The sequence below is a fragment of the Propioniciclava sp. LT294 genome (assembly GCF_059516005.1).
The window spans coordinates 169,009-185,482 of record NZ_JCAKNG010000005.1 but is presented as its reverse complement, the minus strand read 5'-3'; the positions used below and the strand labels follow the sequence as shown (position 1 = coordinate 185,482).

At 70.1% G+C, this 16,474-nt stretch carries 17 protein-coding genes; 11 read left to right on the top strand and 6 right to left on the bottom strand.

Annotated features, from left to right (window positions below):
- Position 1 precedes the first annotated feature (1 nt).
- Positions 2–847 (top strand): sugar phosphate isomerase/epimerase family protein, encoded by an 846-nt coding sequence (locus AC5YDA_RS08680; RefSeq protein WP_496188996.1) that lies wholly within the window; start codon positions 2–4, stop codon positions 845–847.
- Entirely contained in the window at positions 838–1,848 is a 1,011-nt protein-coding gene (locus tag AC5YDA_RS08675; RefSeq protein ID WP_496188995.1) for a Gfo/Idh/MocA family protein, read from the top strand. The genes AC5YDA_RS08680 and AC5YDA_RS08675 overlap by 10 nt, the downstream gene beginning before the upstream one ends.
- Before the next feature lie 60 nt (positions 1,849–1,908).
- Here the strand turns inward: AC5YDA_RS08675 and AC5YDA_RS08670 are convergent, their stop codons facing one another.
- Entirely contained in the window at positions 1,909–2,550 is a 642-nt protein-coding gene (locus tag AC5YDA_RS08670) for an NAD(P)-dependent oxidoreductase (protein ID WP_496188994.1), read from the bottom strand.
- A 170-nt stretch (positions 2,551–2,720) separates the two neighbouring features.
- Between AC5YDA_RS08670 and AC5YDA_RS08665 the strand changes: the two genes are divergently transcribed.
- The 3 genes from AC5YDA_RS08665 (at position 2,721) to AC5YDA_RS08655 (ending at position 6,250) form a co-directional block, all read left to right on the top strand.
- A complete protein-coding gene (locus AC5YDA_RS08665; RefSeq protein WP_496188993.1) occupies positions 2,721–3,887 on the top strand; it encodes a Gfo/Idh/MocA family protein in 1,167 nt (388 codons plus the stop codon).
- 3 nt (positions 3,888–3,890) lie between these two features.
- Positions 3,891–4,739: a sugar phosphate isomerase/epimerase family protein gene (locus tag AC5YDA_RS08660; RefSeq protein ID WP_496188992.1), complete on the top strand. Its 849-nt coding sequence runs from the start codon at positions 3,891–3,893 to the stop codon at positions 4,737–4,739.
- 137 nt (positions 4,740–4,876) lie between these two features.
- Positions 4,877–6,250, top strand: coding sequence for an NAD(P)/FAD-dependent oxidoreductase (locus tag AC5YDA_RS08655; RefSeq protein WP_496188991.1), 1,374 nt, complete (start codon positions 4,877–4,879; stop codon positions 6,248–6,250).
- A gap of 69 nt (positions 6,251–6,319) precedes the next feature.
- On the opposite strand, the gene AC5YDA_RS08650 is transcribed toward AC5YDA_RS08655, so the two are convergent.
- Together AC5YDA_RS08650 and AC5YDA_RS08645 are read right to left on the bottom strand one after the other, a co-directional pair.
- Positions 6,320–7,129, bottom strand: coding sequence for a hypothetical protein (locus AC5YDA_RS08650; RefSeq protein ID WP_496188990.1), 810 nt, complete (start codon positions 7,127–7,129; stop codon positions 6,320–6,322).
- 108 nt (positions 7,130–7,237) lie between these two features.
- On the bottom strand, positions 7,238–8,248 hold the full coding sequence (locus AC5YDA_RS08645) for an aldo/keto reductase family protein (protein WP_496188989.1): 1,011 nt from the start codon (positions 8,246–8,248) through the stop codon (positions 7,238–7,240).
- A 139-nt stretch (positions 8,249–8,387) separates the two neighbouring features.
- Between AC5YDA_RS08645 and AC5YDA_RS08640 the strand changes: the two genes are divergently transcribed.
- Together AC5YDA_RS08640 and AC5YDA_RS08635 are read left to right on the top strand one after the other, a co-directional pair.
- Positions 8,388–9,038 carry a hypothetical protein gene (locus AC5YDA_RS08640; RefSeq protein ID WP_496188988.1) on the top strand — a complete coding sequence of 217 codons (651 nt, stop codon included), beginning with the start codon at positions 8,388–8,390 and terminating at the stop codon, positions 9,036–9,038.
- Positions 9,039–9,040: 2 nt separating this feature from the next.
- A complete protein-coding gene (locus AC5YDA_RS08635; RefSeq protein ID WP_496188987.1) occupies positions 9,041–9,718 on the top strand; it encodes a class F sortase in 678 nt (225 codons plus the stop codon).
- A 17-nt stretch (positions 9,719–9,735) separates the two neighbouring features.
- Here the strand turns inward: AC5YDA_RS08635 and AC5YDA_RS08630 are convergent, their stop codons facing one another.
- Positions 9,736–10,191 (bottom strand): GNAT family N-acetyltransferase, encoded by a 456-nt coding sequence (locus AC5YDA_RS08630; RefSeq protein ID WP_496192924.1) that lies wholly within the window; start codon positions 10,189–10,191, stop codon positions 9,736–9,738.
- Positions 10,192–10,292: 101 nt separating this feature from the next.
- Between AC5YDA_RS08630 and folP the strand changes: the two genes are divergently transcribed.
- Together folP and AC5YDA_RS08620 are read left to right on the top strand one after the other, a co-directional pair.
- Entirely contained in the window at positions 10,293–11,222 is a 930-nt protein-coding gene (gene folP, locus AC5YDA_RS08625; protein ID WP_496192923.1) for a dihydropteroate synthase, read from the top strand.
- Between the two features lie 137 nt (positions 11,223–11,359).
- Positions 11,360–12,028, top strand: a complete 669-nt coding sequence (locus AC5YDA_RS08620) for a hypothetical protein (protein ID WP_496188984.1) — start codon at positions 11,360–11,362, stop codon at positions 12,026–12,028.
- Positions 12,029–12,037: 9 nt separating this feature from the next.
- On the opposite strand, the gene AC5YDA_RS08615 is transcribed toward AC5YDA_RS08620, so the two are convergent.
- Positions 12,038–12,433, bottom strand: coding sequence for a globin domain-containing protein (locus tag AC5YDA_RS08615; protein WP_496188983.1), 396 nt, complete (start codon positions 12,431–12,433; stop codon positions 12,038–12,040).
- Positions 12,434–12,532: 99 nt separating this feature from the next.
- Here AC5YDA_RS08615 and AC5YDA_RS08610 point away from each other — a divergent pair, with 99 nt between their 5' ends.
- Both AC5YDA_RS08610 and AC5YDA_RS08605 read left to right on the top strand, forming a co-directional pair.
- The gene (locus AC5YDA_RS08610; protein ID WP_496188982.1) at positions 12,533–13,129 is read left to right on the top strand and encodes a hypothetical protein; all 597 of its coding nucleotides are present in this window, start codon (positions 12,533–12,535) and stop codon (positions 13,127–13,129) included.
- Positions 13,130–13,261: 132 nt separating this feature from the next.
- Positions 13,262–15,268 (top strand): bifunctional metallophosphatase/5'-nucleotidase, encoded by a 2,007-nt coding sequence (locus AC5YDA_RS08605; protein ID WP_496188981.1) that lies wholly within the window; start codon positions 13,262–13,264, stop codon positions 15,266–15,268.
- A gap of 102 nt (positions 15,269–15,370) precedes the next feature.
- Here AC5YDA_RS08605 and AC5YDA_RS08600 read toward each other — a convergent pair whose 3' ends face one another.
- Positions 15,371–16,474, bottom strand: a complete 1,104-nt coding sequence (locus AC5YDA_RS08600) for a hypothetical protein (RefSeq protein WP_496188980.1) — start codon at positions 16,472–16,474, stop codon at positions 15,371–15,373.

The window sequence follows — 16,474 nt, the reverse complement described above, 5'->3', positions numbered from 1 at the left end:
CATGTGGAAGCTGACCGGATTCGCCGACGAAATCTCCCGTGACCTCGACGAGCAGATCGAACTGCTCACCAAGCTGGGCATCAAGCACGTGGAGTTCCGCAGTGCTTGGGGCACCAAGGTCCTCGACCTGACCCAGGAGCAGCTGGAGGAGGCCAAGGCCAAGCTGGACGCCGCTGGCATCAAGCTGAGCTCAGTCGGTTCCGACATCGGCAAGATCCAGATCACCGACCCGTTCGAGGAGCACCTCAAGCGCGCCGCCCACGCAGTCGAGGTCGCGAAGTTCTTCGGGACCGATCACATCCGCATGTTCAGCTTCTTCATCCCCGAGGGTGAGGATCCGACGCAGTACCGCGACGAGGTCATGGACCGCACCCGCGCGTTCGTCCGCCTCGCCGAGGCCGGCGGCGTCACCATGCTGCACGAGAACGAGAAGGACATCTACGGAGACGTCCCCGAGCGCGTCGTCGAGCTCGTCACCACCATGGACTCCCCGCACTACCGCGCGATCTTCGACCCGGCCAACTACGTGCAGTGCGGCCTGAAGCCGGTCGACGAGGCCTACCCGCTGGTCAAGGAGTACACCGACTACGTCCACATCAAGGACGCCTCGGCCACCGAGGTCGACGAGAACGGCCTGAACAAGGTCCTGCCCGCCGGTGAGGGCGACGGCCAGGTGCCCGAGCTCGTGGCGGCCCTGCGTGCCGACGGTTACGACGGGTTCTTCTCGATCGAGCCGCACCTGGGCCAGTTCGACGCGTTCGGCGGTCTGTCCGGTCCCGATCTGTGGACCAAGGCGTACGACGCCCTCACCGGGATCCTCAAGGAGCAGGGAATCGAATGGGAGTGACCCGTGCCGCCATCGTGGGCTGGGGTGACGTCGCCGTCATCCACCACGAGGCCGTCACCGCCATCGACGGGGTCGACCTGGTCGGCATCGTCGACACGGACGCCGACCGCCGCGAGCAGGCGACGGCCACGACCGGCGTCCCCGCCTTCGCGACCATCGACGAGCTCGTGGACGCCACGTCCCCCGACGTCGTCCACGTGACGACCCCCCACGACCAGCACATCTCGCCGACGCTGGAGGCCCTGGGCCGGGGAGTCCACGTGATCCAGGAGAAGCCGCTCGCGGCGTCCGTCGAGGATGGCCAGCGTCTGGTCGACTGGGCGGCCGAGCCGGCCGGGGGCAGCGACCCGAAGCCCAAGATCGGCATCTGCTTCCAGAACCGTTACAACGTGTCCAGCCAGGAGCTCCGGCGCCTGCTCGACACGGGCGCGCTGGGCGAGATCAAGGGCGCGTACGCGTCCGTCGTCTGGACGCGCACGGCCGACTACTACCGGACCAAGCCGTGGCGCGGCTCGAAGGAGCGGTCGGGCGGTGGCCTGCTGATCAACCAGGCCATCCACACCCTCGACCTGGTTCAGTGGTTCATGGGCGACGTCGTCGACATCGCCGGCCACGTGGCGACGAACAAGTTCGGCGACATCATCGAGGTGGAGGACACCGCCGAGATGCTGCTCACCCACGAGTCGGGGTTGAGCACCGCCTTCTACGCCACGCTGACGGCGCCGCAGCACCGTCCGGTGGAGTTCGAGCTCGACTGCGAGAACGCGTACGTCTCGTTGCGCAACGGGCTGACCGTCAGCTGGAAGGACGGGCGTGTCGAGCAGTACGAGGAGCGCAGGGTGCCGTCGGGCGGGCGTTCCTACTGGGGAGTCTCGCACGAGCTGCTGATCCGTGACTTCTACGCGTCGGTGGACGATCCGGAACCCTTCTGGATCAGCCCGGCCGAGGCCATGAAGTCGCTGCAGATCCTGAAGAAGGCCTACCGGGTCTCGGGTTCCTGACCCGGTCCGCAGAACGCCGAGAGCTCCGGATCCACCTCCGGAGCTCTCGGCGTCGGTGGCTCAGTGGCCGACGGTGAACCGTCGGTTCACGTGGTTGCGCTGCTCGATCTCGTCGACGTAGGCCCGCGCGAAGTCGACGCCCGAGATCTCGCTCGACCCGTCCTCCTTGGTGACGAGGACGTCGCCGCCGGTGCGGTAGCGACCGGTGTCCTCACCCGGGGCGAACGAGCCGTACAGGCCGGCGGGGGAGACGTAGAACCAGTCGAGTCCCTCGCTGGAGCGCAGCGCCTCGAGGACCTCGGCGTGGGCGAGGGCCTCGGGCTTCCAGTCGGGGTGGAAGTCCGGCGCGTCGAGCAGACGCGGGCCGCCCTCGGCGACGAGCGACGAGCCGGCCCCGCCGACGAAGGAGAGGCGGGCGTTGCCGGCCTTCGCGGCCTCCACCAGCGCGGGCACGAACTGCAGCAGCGGCTCCCGACCCGGGTCGACGGCGTGCACCGCGACGACCAGGACGTCGGCGTCGGAGGCCGCCGCGGTGACGACCGCGGGGTCGGTCAGCGAGCCCGTGCGGTACTCGACGCCGGCGTCGGGGGTGGCGGGCGTGTTGCGGGAGTACGAGACGACCTCGTGGCCGCGGCGGACCGCCTCGCGGGCGATGTTGCCGCCCGAGTAGCCGGTGCCGCCGAAGATGACGATGCGGGACATGGGAGCCTCCTGTGAGATTGACATTTCAACCACTTCAACCGCGGGGGCCGCGTCTTCATTCCCGGATGGGCGCTGCAAGCCATGGCAACTCTCCCCGTTCCGCCCCTGCGCCCAAACGGCGCACCTAGTCTGAAAGCACCACCTATGTGAACGATGCGAAGGAGCGATCAATGGCGGAGGACAAGGTCCGGCTGGGCATCATCGGCCTGGGCGCCGAGGGCGGCATGTACGCCAAGTTCATCGACGGGGGCATGGTTCCCAACATGACCATCGGCGCCATCTGCGACATCCTGCCCGAGAAGAAGGCGGCCGCGGACGAGTACGGCGTCCCGTTCTACGAGGACTACAAGGAGATGATCGCGTCCGGCAACGTTGACGCCGTCGTCACCACCGTCCCGCACTACCTCCACCCGGAGATGGGCATCTACGCCCTCGACCACGGCATGCACACCCTCCTCGAGAAGCCGGTCGGCGTCTACACCCAGCAGGCCCGCGAGGTCATCGAGTTCGCCGCGACCAAGCCCGAGCTCAAGTTCGGCGTCTTCTTCAACCAGCGCACCAACCCGCTGTACAAGGACCTCAAGGCCCTCCTCGACTCCGGCGAGCTGGGCAAGCTCCGCCACACCTCCTGGATCATCACCACCTGGTGGCGTCCGCAGGGTTACTACAACCAGTCCGAGTGGCGTGCGACCTGGGGCGGCGAGGGCGGCGGCGTCCTGGTCAACCAGGCTCCCCACCAGCTCGACCTGTGGCAGTGGATGTGTGGCGTTCCCAAGAGCGTCTTCGCCAAGGCCCAGTACGGCTTCCGACGTGACATCGTCGTCGAGGACGAGGTCAACGCCCTCGTCGAGTTCGAGGACGGCGCCACCGGCACCTTCATCACCTGCACCCACGACATGATGGGCACCGACCGCCTCGAGATCCTGTGCGACAAGGGCAAGATCGTCGTCGACAACTCCAAGAAGGTCACCATCACGCGGCTGTCCGAGGCCGAGCAGGTGCTCAGCCGGAACATGACCATGGAAGAGGTCGGCAAGCTCTTCATGGGCCAGCTCGACACCTCCACGATGATGAAGACCGAGACCAAGGAGTACGAGTCGGTCTGGGGCCAGCAGCACTCCGACGTCATGAAGAACTTCGCCGACCAGATCCTCAACGACGCCGAGCCGCTCGCGCCCGGTGCCGACGGCATCCACGGCGTCCGCCTCGCGAACGCGATCCACCTGTCCAGCTGGACCGGCCAGGAGGTCTCGATCGAGAACTTCGACGAGGAGACGTACATGGCGGAGCTGAACAAGCGCATCGCCGCCGAGGGCAAGTTCGAGCAGAGGAGCTGAAGCATGGCCGTTCTGGGTGTCCAGATGATGATGGTGAAGAACCAGGTGGGCGAGCTGGGCATGTACCCCGTGCTCGAACGCCTGGCGGCGATGGACCTCCACGCGGTGGAGGTCTCCCAGATCCCGATGACCGAGGAGAACGTCGCTGCCCTCGAGCGCGGCACCAAGGAACTCGGCATCGAGGTGGGTGCCCTGTCGGGCGCCCTCAGGCCGGGTCCGACCTCCTCGGGTGACAACTTCGAGGAGCACTTCGACAAGATCGTGGCCGACTGCAAGCGGCTCGGCGCGCGCTTCGTCCGCATCGGCATGATGCCGTTCACCGCCATGGTCTCCAAGGAGGCCTGTGAGGCGTGGGCGGCCGAGTGCGAGCCGTGGGCCCAGAAGTTCGCGGCCGAGGGCATCACCCTGTGCTACCACAACCACCACGTCGACCTCGCGAAGTTCGACGGTGAGCGCATCTTCGACATCGTGCGCCGCGTGGCTCCGTCGATGAACTTCGAGGTCGACCTGCACTGGGTCCAGCGCGGGGGGATGGCGCCGCTCGACATGCTGAAGGCGTACGCCGGCGTGTGCAAGCTGATCCACGTCAAGGACTTCCGCGTCGTCCCGGTGGCGCAGGAGGCCGTGGACAAGTTCAACGCCGGCGACTTCGCGGGCGGCTTCGAGGGCTTCCTCAACATCGCGCAGTTCGCCGAGGTCGGCCAGGGCAACATGAACTGGCCCGACCTGCTGCCCGCGGCCAGTGCTGCCGGTGCCGAGTACTTCTTCATCGAGCAGGACGACACCTATGGTCGGGACCCCTTCGACTGCATCGCGGACTCCCGCGAGTACCTGAAGTCGATCGGTTACTGACCCCACGCGCCGAGGGCTCCGGTCCCGGACGCCGAGGGCTCCCTCCCCCCGGGGGGTGGGGCCCTCGGCGCACCGGGCCGGGGCCCTCGGCGCACCCAGGCCTTGTGATTAGTAGTCGCTTCAACTACATTGCCTGCATGTCCAAGCGCCGTGTCGTCATCATCGGATCGGGTTTCGGGGGGTTGTTCGCGGCCAAGGCGCTGCGCGGGGCCGACGTCGAGGTCACCGTCATCTCCAAGACCAGCCACCACCTGTTCCAACCGCTGCTGTACCAGGTCGCCACCGGCATCCTGTCCGAGGGGTCCATCGCGCCGTCGACGCGCGAGATCCTGCGGCACCAACGCCACACCACGGTCCTCACCGGCCTGGTGACGCACATCGACGCCCGGGCGCGGACGGTCACGCACCGCTTCCACGACGCCGAGACGGTGACGCCCTACGACGACCTCATCGTCGCCGCCGGTGCCGGACAGAGCTACTTCGGCCAAGACCACTTCGAGAAGTTCGCGCCGGGGATGAAGTCCATCGACGACGCCCTCGAACTGCGCGCCCGCATCTTCTTGGCCTTCGAGGCCGCCGAGTCCGAGCCGGATCCGGCCGTCCGCGAGAAGCTGCTCACCTTCGTCGTGGTCGGCGCCGGTCCCACCGGCGTGGAGATGGCCGGCCAGATCGCCGAGCTCGCCCGCAGCACGCTGCGGGGTCAGTTCCGCACCTACGACCCGAGCCGGGCCCGGGTGATCCTCGTGGACGGTGCGGACCAGGTGCTGCCGCCGTTCGGGCCGCGGCTGGGCCGCAAGACCCAGCGGTCGCTCGAGCGTTCCGGGGTCGAGGTCGTCCTGAACAGCATCGTCACCGATGTGGACGCCGACTCCGTCACGTGGCGCGACAAGGCCGGCCGGACCACGACCGTGGCGTCCACCGCCAAGGTGTGGGCCGCCGGCGTCCGGGGCAGCGAGCTGGGCAGGGTCCTCGCCGAGGAGACCGGCGTCGAACTCGACCGCGCCGGGCGCGTCGTCGTGGACGAGCACCTCGCCATCCCCGGCCACCCCGAGATCACCGTCATCGGTGACCTCGCGTCCGTCCCCGGCGTTCCGGGGGTGGCGCAGGGAGCGATCCAGGCCGCCAAGTACGTGGCCCGCCGCATCGCGGACGCCGCGGCAGGACGCCCCGTCGGGACCGAGGCCTTCTCCTACTTCGACAAGGGCTCGATGGCGACCATCTCCAAGTTCGCCGCGGTGGTGAAGGCCGGACGCCTCGAGCTGACCGGGTTCGTCGCCTGGGCAGCCTGGCTCTTCCTGCACCTGCTCTACATCGCCGGCTTCAAGTCGCGCGTCACGACCTTGCTGCACTGGGCCATCAGCTTCCTGGGCACGGGTCGCACCGAGCGCGTCTCCACCAACCAGCAACTCGTCGGACGCCTCGCCCTGGAGAACCTGGGCCAGCGCGTCACCGGGCGCCTGCTCCGCGGCGAGCGGGACGTGCGCGGCGGCGAACCCCGACGCACCCCCTGACCGGTCTCCGGGCGGTCCGCGAACTCGTCGAGGACCGCCCGCGAGCGGAACTGGCCGAACGCGCCTGACTCAGAGCTGCTCGAGCATCGCCGTGATGCGGCTCTCCAGGTCGAGCACCACGTCCGGAAGCCTGGTCGGGTCGCCCACGTACTCGCCGCCCTCCTGGGACAGGACCACGTAGTTGGCCTTGCGGACGATGTACTCGGCGCCGGCGCCGGGGCCCTCGAGCCAACCCGAGCCGGAGTTCCACTCCGACCACGAGCTGATCGCCAGCCCGTCCTCGCCGAGACCGGCGATCGGCTTGGTCGCCTGGACCGTGCGCCAGCCGTCCTCGTCCGGGCCCTCGGGGGTGCACGCGTCGAGCTTCGTCGTCAGCTCGGTCATGAACGCCTGTGCGGCGGCCTCGTCGGCGAACACGAGCAGGCCGTTGAGGACGGCGTGCTCCGGCCCGATGGACTCCTTCACCCGCGTCGCCGTGATGCCGGACGCCGCGGCCAGGGTCAGCACCTGGTCGGGGCATGAGGCCCGCCACACGCTCGTGGTGAACGCGGACGTCTCACCGTCACCCGGGCGGTCCTCGTCCGGCAGCTTGAAGCCGGTCGGCACGGTGCCGAGGTCACCCGCGATGTCCGTCGGGGCCGCAGGGCTCGCCTGCGTCGTGGGCGTGGTCGTGGCGGGCCGCGGGGGCGGGGTCGGCTTGGTGGTGATCCCGGTGCGCGCCGGTGAAGGCTTCACGCTCGGCGTCGCGGTGGCCGTGGGCAGCGGGCTGGCCGTGGGCAACGGTGTGGCGCTGGGCGTGGCGGTCCCCGCGCCCGCCGTGCAGGCGGACAGGACCAGAACAGCAGCGGTGGCCGCGCCGACGAGGGCTGCGTGCTTCATACAGGGCCTTTCACTCGATTCAGGTCACAGTCTGTCACCCCGGACCCCGCGCGACGGCCGACTGCCGCCCGTTGTCCACGGGCGGCAGTCGGAATGCGGAGCCCTTTGTCAGGTGAGCCGGCCGGCCGGTGCATTCTGGGCCGTCAGGCCCGGGTCGGACTGCACGACGTCGCCCAGGGCCTCATCGATCGCGGTCAGGACGTCGGCGTCCAGCACCACGCCGGCCGCGGCCACGTTCTCGGCCACCTGCTCGGGGCGGGACGCCCCGATGATCGCGCCCGCGACGTTCGGGTTCTGGAGGACCCACGCGACGGCCAGCTGGGCCATCGACAGGCCGAGGCCGTCCGCGATGGGGCGCAGCTTCTGCACCCGCTCGAGCACCGGCTCGTCCATGAAGCGCTTGATCATGGTCGCCCCGCCCTTCGTGTCGGTGGCGCGGGATCCGTCGGGGACTGGCCGCCCGGGGACGTACTTGCCGGTCAGGACGCCCTGGGCCACCGGCGACCACACGATCTGGCTGACACCGAGCTCGGTGCAGGTCGGGACGACCTCGGGCTCGATGACGCGCCACAGCATCGAGTACTGCGGCTGCGACGAGATGAGCTGGACGCCGAGGTCGGAGGCCAGCGCGTGGCCGGCGCGGATCTGGTCGGCGGTCCACTCACTGACGCCGATGTAGAGGGCCTTGCCCTGACGGACGACGTCGGCGAACGCCTGCATCGTCTCCTCCAGCGGGGTGTCGTGGTCGTAGCGGTGGGCCTGGTAGAGGTCGACGTAGTCGGTGCCGAGCCGCTTCAACGACCCGTTGATCGACTCCAGGATGTGCTTGCGGGACAGGCCGGTGTCGTTCGGGCCCTTGGGGCCGGTCGGCCAGTAGACCTTCGTGAAGATCTCCAGGCTCTCGCGGCGCTGGCCGGCGAGTGCCTCGCCCAGCACGCTCTCGGCCACGGTGTTGGCGTACACGTCGGCGGTGTCGAAGCTCGTGATGCCGGCGTCGAGGGCCGCCCGCACGCAGGCCTTCGCGGTGTCGTTCTCGACCTGCGAGCCGTGGGTGAGCCAGTTGCCGTAGATGATCTCGGAGATCTTCAGTCCGGAGCGGCCCAGGTAGCGGAACTTCATGGGGAATCCCTTTCGACGCGATGGCTTCTCACATCCTGTCACGGTGGGGCGGGTGCGATGGATTGCGGAGCCCCATGAGGCGATCTATCGTCGTATGACAAGGGGCGCCGCCCTGCGTCCCTTTCCGAAAGGACGACCCATGAAGAAGACGCTCGCTGTGGCGCTGGCGACGGGCCTGGCCGCCACGGCCTTCCTGCACCAGACCGCTGTCGCCGATGAGGTCTACCCTGCCGACAAGGTGTTCGTCTGCAAGTACGTCGGTACCCCCGGCGTGAACGAGAGGCTCCAGACCGGGAACAACCCGATCTCCGTCTCCGTCGACGCCATCCCGCTGGATCCGGTGAGGATCGGCAGTCTCTTCGGCGATGGGCAGGGCCGTTCGCTCGTGATCGGCTGGGACGCCCGCACCGGCGGTGGTCAGGAGGGAGAACCCGACATCGATTGCCCGACGGTCCCCACGCCCGAGCCGACCCCGACCCCGATCGCGACGCCTACCCCGTCCCCGGAGCCGGAGCCCACGCCGACCCCGTCCCCGTCCCCGGAGCCCACGCCGACCCCGACGCCGGAGCCGACCAGGACGGTCACGCCGACCACGACGCCCAGACCCGGTGAGAACCCTGCCACGCCGTCGACGACCGCGAAGCCCACGGCGTCCCAGACCCCGCGTGGCGTCCCGGCCAAGACGGGTGGCGAATCAGACCCCACCGGTCTGGCCGTCCTCGGTGGACTCGGCGCCGCCGGCATCGTCGTCTCGGCGGGGGCCCTGGCGGCCTCGCGTCGACGTCACTGACAGTGCCGCCCCGGAACCGTCTCCGACTCCTGGCGGTCGCCGGGTTGGTCCTGTCCATCCTGCTCGTGGCAGGGGTGGTGGCCGTGTGGTGGCCGGCCACCGCCCCTGACCCGGGCGTGACCCCTCGGGCCCCTGTGGTGGAGACCCCCCGGATCCCGGACGTGACGAGCGTCGCGCCGCCGACCGGTGCCGTCCCCACACCGGAGGTGGTGGCCCCTCAGCCCACGCGTGTCCTGCGGGTGGAGCTGCCCACAGCGGGCTACTCGTCCGACGTGGGCACCATGGCCATCGGCGACTCGGGCGTGATCGACCCGCCCGACTTCGTCCGCGCCTGGTGGATCGAGGACCGCGGCGTCCTGCCCGGTTCCCGGGCCGCAGACACCACCTATCTGGCCTGCCACACGGATGCGGCGCGGCCGGCGATGGCCGTGCCCTGCAACCGTCTCGCGCTCGAGAAACTCCCCACGGGTGGCAAGGTCCTCGTGCAGACCGACGCCGAGGCCCTGAGCTACACCATCACCCAAGCACGGAAGGTCCTCAGGGACGACTTCGCCCACGACAGCGAGGTGTGGGACGTCAACCCGGGACGGCTCGTCCTGGTGAGCTGTTACCTCAGCGGTGGCAGGCGTACCGACTACAACATCGTCGTCATCGCCGAGGTCGACCGGCCCGCGGCCTGACCGGGAGGCCCACGACGTCAGTCGGTCGGCAGGACGCGCGTGAAGCCGTGCGCCTCGTAGAACTGGATGGCCGGCGTGCGATGCTCCTCCACGAACAGGCGCAGTTCGTCCACCCGCGCCTGTTCGAACAGGGCCCTGACGGCCGCCGCGAGCAGGACGCTGCCGTCTCCCACCCCCCGGGCCCTCGGGGTGATCGCCATGTAGTCCAGGTGGCCGGCACCGCCGGCGGTGAGGTGACCCGACGCGTACCCGATCGGGGCGCCGTCGCGTTCCACCACGAACGTGAACCGGTTCGGATCCTCGACGAGGTGCCGTGCGGTCGCGTACGTCGCGGGGAACTCGGCGGAGTGCAGTTCGTCCACCAGCGCGAGGTCATGAGCTCCGGCACGCCGTGCGCGCGTGGTGTCTCGGGTGTCGAGCCAAGCTTCGGCCTGCGCACGGGTCAGTGCGTACGCGCGTGGGCGCTCGTGCAAGTCGGGTCTCCTTCGCCTCAGGAGACCACGGTAGGAAGGCGGCACCCGTCGTGACAAGTGGCCAGTGCCGATGTGGGACGGCGCCGGGCACAATGGGGGCCGTGGCCATCGACGACGTTCACCCCCCGGACCTGCCCCGCACGCCGCCGTTGGTCCTCCGGGGGCAGCGTTTCGATGCTTCGCGGCCGGCGATCATGGCGATCGTGAACCGGACGCGGGACTCCTTCTGGGTCACCGCGGGCGCAGGCGCCCTCGAGCCGGCCCTCGATGTGCTCGCGGCCGCGGTCGAGGCCGGTGCCGACATCGTCGACGTCGGGGGAGTCCGGGCCGGTCAGCAGGGAGAGTGGGTGGACGCCGCCGCCGAGGTCCAGCGCGTCCGGCCCTTCCTGGCAGCGGCCAGGGAGCGGTTCCCCGACCTGCCACTCAGCCTGGACACCTGGCGCTCCGAGGTCCTGGAGGCCTGCGCCGACATCGGGATCGACCTCGTGAACGACACCTGGGCCGGGGCCGACCCCGACCTCGTCCGGGGCGCCGCCGCTCTCGGGGCCGGCTATGTGGTGTCGCACACCGGCGGGCTCCCGCCCCGCACGGACCCGGTCGACATCTCGTACGGGGACGATCCCGACGACGTCGTCCGCTCCGTCCTGCGCGGGCTGGCCGAGGGGGCGCAGCGGGCGGTGGACGCCGGCGTCCGGCCCGACGGTGTGCTGGTCGACCCGACCCTGGACTTCGGCAAGACGACCCGGAACTCGCTGCGCGTGTTGCGCGCGACGGGGTCCGTAGCCGCGCTCGGCTACCCGGTGCTGCAGGCGATCTCCCGCAAGGACTTCGTGGGGGAGACGCTCGACCTGCCCGCCGACGAGCGGCTGGAGGGCTCGCTCGCGGCGACGGCCGTGGCCGCCTGGCTGGGGGCCACCGTGTTCCGGACGCATGACGTCCGGGCCACGAGGCGCGTGGTCGACATGGTGGCGTCCATCCGCGGTGACCGCCCCCCGGCGTCGGCGATCCGCGGGGAGCCGCGGGCGGGCTGACGCAGACCCGGGGCCGTCGGGCGGGCTCCTGCGACCGGGGTCGAGACCCCGGTCGTACGCGTTCGCCCTGATCAGGGACCACGGTGCGAGGCAACGGCGCGACAATCCGGCGGCGACGAACCTACCGTGGAAGAACGATGATCAACTCCACCCTTCCCACCGCCCCCGCGTCCGCGCCGGGCACCGAGCCCGGTACCGGGAGCACGGTCGCCGAGCGTCCCGTCCTCTCGTTGTCGATGACGGCGATCGCCTCGGGCTCCCTGGCCGCCGTGACGTCGGCCGTCGTCGGGTCGCACCTCGGCACCGGCGGGACGCTGGTCGGCGCCGCCGTGGGTTCGGCCATCGGTGCCGTGGCGACCGCGCTCTACACCTTCGGACTCGAGCGGACGCGGCACGCCCTGGCGGCGATGACCCCGCGCCGGGCCACGTTGGTCGGCGGGGTGCTGCTCTCGGCGCTGGTCGCCTTCGTGGTGTCCGTTGGGGCGATCACCGGCATGGAGAAGGCAGCCGGGACGTCGCTGGGCGGCCAGCCGGGCACCACGGTCGGCCGGGCGGTCGAGGCCCGGACGAGCCCGTCGGGCACGGAGAAGGAGACGCCGTCCGAGCCCGTGTCGGCCCCGGCCGTCGCGGCGGCCCCGACGGCCACCCCCACTCCGGTGGCCTCGGCGGAGCCCACCCCCGCCGCGGTGTCTGCTGATCCGGCGGCCCGGCCGACGACCTCGCCGCAACCCGAGCCCGCGCCGACGAGTACACCCGCGGAACCGGCTCCCACCCCCACGGCCGCCGGGGCGGTCGCCAGCCATTAGGCCCTTGGGTCAGTCGGCGTTGATCAGGTACACGCAGGCACGGTCGACGTAGTCGTGCATGAGGGCGGCGTCCTCCGCACCGAGGGTGGCCTCGCCGATCGCCGTGTGCATGCAGCTGGCCCACTGGCGGGCGACGCTCTCGGTGATCTTGTACGGCATGTGGCGCATCTTCAGCATGGGTGCGCCCCGGGTCCGGGAGTACGTCATCGGCCCGCCCCAGTACTGCTCGAAGAAGAGCAGGAGCCGGCTCTCGGCGCCGTCCCAGTCGTCGTGCGAGTACAGGGCAGCCACGTCGGGCGTGGCCCGGACCTCGGCGAAGAAACGCTTCATGATGGCGCGGAACGTGTCGTGCCCTCCGACACGGTCGAAGAGCGTCTCCTCGACCTCGTCGGGGGGATCACTCATGTGCACGACTCACATTCTGACCCTGCCGAGCCGGACCCGAGTGGTTTTCGCCCAAGTGGCGTCGAGAAGGGACGATGGCCGACGACTAGGATCGCGTGCGTGATCACCGAGAGCACCCCCGCCCGCAGGCCGTGGGGCCGCACGAGCATCGACATCCTCCTCGCCCTGCTCGCGCACGCGGCGGTCGGCGCCAGCTGGGTCCTGGTGGCGGCGTCCGTGATGGGGTCGCTGGACGTGCTGCGTCGCATGCTGATGAACTCCGAGTTCGCATGGGACACCGGACGGCTCCCCCAGCCCTGGGCGATCCTCGCCGGCCTCGCCGCCGCGTGGGTGAGCCACCTGTTCTTCACCTGGGCCATGCGCAGGGCCGGCCACGGGCGCCCGGCGTGGGGTGCCCGGGTGGTCGCCTGGTCCGGGGCCCTGCTGGGCGTCCTGCTCGGCGCCTACCTCTGGACGCCGGCGCTGCAGGTCGGCGCCCAGGTCGGCCCGGCGTCCGGCCAGTCGCAGCCGTGGGGCGTCCTGGGGTGGGCCGCCCACCACGCTCGCCTGGCCGTACCCGCCCTCGTCGGGGCGTGGACGCTGTTCCTCCTGCTGTTCTCGAAGCACTCTCCGCTCGTCGTCCTCGCGAAGGCGGCCCGGCGTTCGTGGCAGGGCCGGCGTGGGGGTTCCACTCCCCGCGCGAAGGTGGCAGGCTGAATGCGGCAGTGGTGCAGGCTGTTGAGGTGACACCTCACGCGTGACGATGACGTTTCCCGTGCGTTCACCTCGCGGTGTTTGGCTGCTGTCAGCGACCGGTCGACGGCGCTCCCTGACGCACGGAGGTAACACATGAACGCACGCAAGCGCGTGACAGTGGCCATCGCCACGCTGGGGCTCGTGGCCTCAGCCGGGCTGGCCACCACGGCCCAGGCGGCCACGTCGCCGTCCGCGATCAGCGCGGGGCTCACGCAGGTCAACCTGCTCAACTTCAACGACTTCCACGGCCGCATCAACCAGGCTGCGGGCCTGTCCTTCGCGTGCCTGGTGTCGAACGAGCGGGCCGCACTCGGTGCGGACTCGACCCTCCTGATGTCGGCAGGCGACAGCATCGGCGGCTCCCTGTTCGTCTCGTTCGTCCAGCAGGACGACCCGACGCTCGACTACCTGAACGCCTTGGAGGTGGACGCCTCGGCCGTCGGCAACCACGAGTTCGACCGTGGTTTCGCCGACCTGACCGGGCGCGTGAGCACGAAGGCCCAGTTCCCCTACCTCGGCGCCAACGTCTACGAGCGCGGCACCACCACGCCCGCCCTGCAGGAGTTCGCGGTCAAGACCGTCAACGGCATCCGCATCGGCGTCGTGGGCGCGGTCACCCAGGAGACCGCGTCGCTGGTCAGCCCCGAGGGCATCCAGGGCATCGACTTCGGCGACCCGATCGCCGCCGTGAACCGCGTGGCCGCCCAGCTGTCGGACGGCAACGAGGCCAACGGTGAAGCCGACATCGTCGTCGCCGAGATCCACGACGGCGCTGGCGAGCTCAAGGACGGTGTCCCGGTCGCCAATCCGATCTACACCCGCATGGTGAATGACCTGTCGGCCGACGTGGACGTGGTCTTCAACGGCCACACGCACCTCACCTACACGGTGGACGCCGCGACCGGCACCGGGACCCGCAACATCAGCCAGGCCGCCTCCTACGGTGCCGGCGTGACCCGCGTGCAGCTCGGTGTCGACCCCGCCACCAAGCAGCTCGTCGAGTACGTGAACGACTTCGTGCCGGCCGTCAAGGTCGACGCCACGAACAAGTGCACGACGGATCCCCGCTACCTCGCCGCCAAGGCCGTCGTGGACGAGGCCGTGGCCCAGGCCAAGGTGCTCGGTGCCCAGCCGGTCGGCACGATCTCGGCCGACATCACCACCGCCTACTCCGACGCCCAGCCGGTCGACGGCTTCTACACCGGCACCAGCCGTGACGACCGCATGCGCGAGTCCACCCTGAACAACCTGGTCGCCCAGGCCTGGCTCGATGAACTGAACGTCCCGGGTCGTGCGGGTGCCGACATCGGCATCATGAATCCCGGTGGCCTGCGCGCGGACCTCTTCTACAGTTCCAGCCCCGCGGGCGAGGGTGACGGCATCGTCACGCTGGAGGAGGCCTCATCGGTCAACCCCTTCGGCAACACGCTCGTGGTGAAGGAGATCACCGGTGAGCAGTTCGCCAGGACGCTGGAGCAGCAGTGGCAGCCCGCCGGAGCGTCGCGCGCGTTCCTGAACCTCGGCCTCTCCGACAACGTGAGCTACACCTTCGACCCGAACCGCGCCCAGGGCGACCGCATCACGTCGATCACCGTCGACGGCAAGCCGCTCGACCCGGCCGCGGTCTACAACGTCACCTCCAGCTCGTTCCTGATGGCCGGTGGCGACAACTTCACCGCACTCCGGGAAGGCGCCAACACGCGCGACACCGGACTGATCGACACCGAGGCCTTCATGAACTTCATGGGCCGTGAGGGCATCGTCTCCCCGGACTTCGCCAAGCGTGGGGTGGGTGTCATCGGCTCCACCAAGGTGACCCCGAACAAGGAGACCGTCCTTCGCATCGAGGGCGTGGACATGACGAGCCTCGGCTCGCCGGTCAACACCGAGTTCTCCGTTCAGCTGGGTGGGCAGGAGATCGGAACCGCGACGATCAAGACCGCGCGTGTCGCCACCCCGGCTCCTGTCCGTGACGGCGTCTCCGACGTGGCGGTCACGATCAAGCCGAAGCTGCTGAAGTCCAGCATGAAGTACGCCGGCCAGATCACCTTGGTCGCGAAGGAGTCCGGGACCACCATCGTCCTCAGCACTCGAGGCTGACCCGACACGCTCGAGGCCCCCACCGCACTTCCGGGTGGCAGATCCCCAAGAATTCTTGGGGATCTGCCACCCGGAAATGCATTCGGGGGCCTCCCAGGGGGCTCAGAACTTCTTCTGCCAAGCCCCCTCGAGCCCGACCGGCACGAACCCCAGCGCATCGTTGATGGCCAGCATCCACCGGTTCTCGGCGGCGTTCCACGTGTGGACACGGCGGGCGGCCGGGTTCACCTCGCGCAGCCGCGCGAGGTTGGCGGTCTTGGTCAGCATGCCCAGTCGTCGCCCGCGGTGCTCCTGCAGGACGAGGGTCTCGTCCTGCCACACGCCGGCGGGGTTCTCCTCGGGCCATTCCAGGCGGGTGAACCCGGCGAGGCGTCCGGTCGGGAGGTGGCGGGCGGCCGTGACCACCCAGTGCAGGCCGGCGGCCGCCATGCGCTCCTCGGCGGAACGGACGCGGTCGGCGTCCCACACCTGTTCGTCCAGGCCGAGCTCGCCCATCGGCACGTCCGTGCTCATGCGTGACGTGAGCCAGCCGAGTTCGGTCAGGTGCTCCTCGGGCGTCCGGTCGGCCCACCACAGCAACGCGAAGTCGGACGCCGCGGGCGCGGATCGCCGGGCCTCCTCGGCCAGCGCGTCCGTGTGCGCCGCGAGCGCGTCGTCCACCACGAGCGTGGACGGACGCTCGCACTGCTCGAGGGTGAACCCCTCGGCCAGCAACCACCGGTGGGCGGGACGTCGTCCGTCCACGGCCCCGGCCCCCGTCCGGGCGGCCACGGCGTGCGGGCCGCTCGCCTCCGGGGAGAAGGCGTAGGTCTGCCAGGTCGTGCGTCCCTGCTCCAGGAGGTGGGGGGTGACGGCCCGGAGCAGCGCGCGGGCGACGCCCCGGCTGCGGTGGTCGGGGTGCGTCGTGATGGAGACCCGCGCCTTCTCGGTGTCCTCCCGCAGGGGCAGGCTGATCGTGGCCGTGCCGAGCGCGTCCTCCGGTCGGCAGGTCTGGGGATCGACCCCGTCGGGCAGGGCGACCCAGACCCGGGTGATGCCGTGTTCGGAGCCGAAGAGCCGCACGGTGAGCTGGCGGGCGCTGTCGGCGAAGTCGGTGTGGCCGTAGTCGTCCAGGACGCCGGCACGGTCGACGGCCCCGGCGGCGTGGGTCAGGGGGTGCGGTTCGGCGTCCCGGCTCGCGGGCCGGGGGACGCGGTGGATCTGCAT

Bases quoted from the DNA above. Each gene is read 5' to 3' on its own strand.
- AC5YDA_RS08605 (WP_496188981.1), top strand. From the start codon at position 13,262: ATGAACGCACGCAAGCGCGTGACAGTGGCCATCGCCACGCTGGGGCTC.
- AC5YDA_RS08620 (WP_496188984.1), top strand. From the start codon at position 11,360: ATGATCAACTCCACCCTTCCCACCGCCCCCGCGTCCGCGCCGGGCACC.
- AC5YDA_RS08650 (WP_496188990.1), bottom strand. From the start codon at position 7,129: ATGAAGCACGCAGCCCTCGTCGGCGCGGCCACCGCTGCTGTTCTGGTC.
- AC5YDA_RS08600 (WP_496188980.1), bottom strand. From the start codon at position 16,474: ATGCAGATCCACCGCGTCCCCCGGCCCGCGAGCCGGGACGCCGAACCG.
- AC5YDA_RS08655 (WP_496188991.1), top strand. From the start codon at position 4,877: ATGTCCAAGCGCCGTGTCGTCATCATCGGATCGGGTTTCGGGGGGTTG.
- AC5YDA_RS08645 (WP_496188989.1), bottom strand. From the start codon at position 8,248: ATGAAGTTCCGCTACCTGGGCCGCTCCGGACTGAAGATCTCCGAGATC.
- AC5YDA_RS08675 (WP_496188995.1), top strand. From the start codon at position 838: ATGGGAGTGACCCGTGCCGCCATCGTGGGCTGGGGTGACGTCGCCGTC.
- AC5YDA_RS08680 (WP_496188996.1), top strand. From the start codon at position 2: ATGTGGAAGCTGACCGGATTCGCCGACGAAATCTCCCGTGACCTCGAC.
- AC5YDA_RS08665 (WP_496188993.1), top strand. From the start codon at position 2,721: ATGGCGGAGGACAAGGTCCGGCTGGGCATCATCGGCCTGGGCGCCGAG.
- AC5YDA_RS08615 (WP_496188983.1), bottom strand. From the start codon at position 12,433: ATGAGTGATCCCCCCGACGAGGTCGAGGAGACGCTCTTCGACCGTGTC.
- AC5YDA_RS08660 (WP_496188992.1), top strand. From the start codon at position 3,891: ATGGCCGTTCTGGGTGTCCAGATGATGATGGTGAAGAACCAGGTGGGC.
- AC5YDA_RS08670 (WP_496188994.1), bottom strand. From the start codon at position 2,550: ATGTCCCGCATCGTCATCTTCGGCGGCACCGGCTACTCGGGCGGCAAC.
- AC5YDA_RS08640 (WP_496188988.1), top strand. From the start codon at position 8,388: ATGAAGAAGACGCTCGCTGTGGCGCTGGCGACGGGCCTGGCCGCCACG.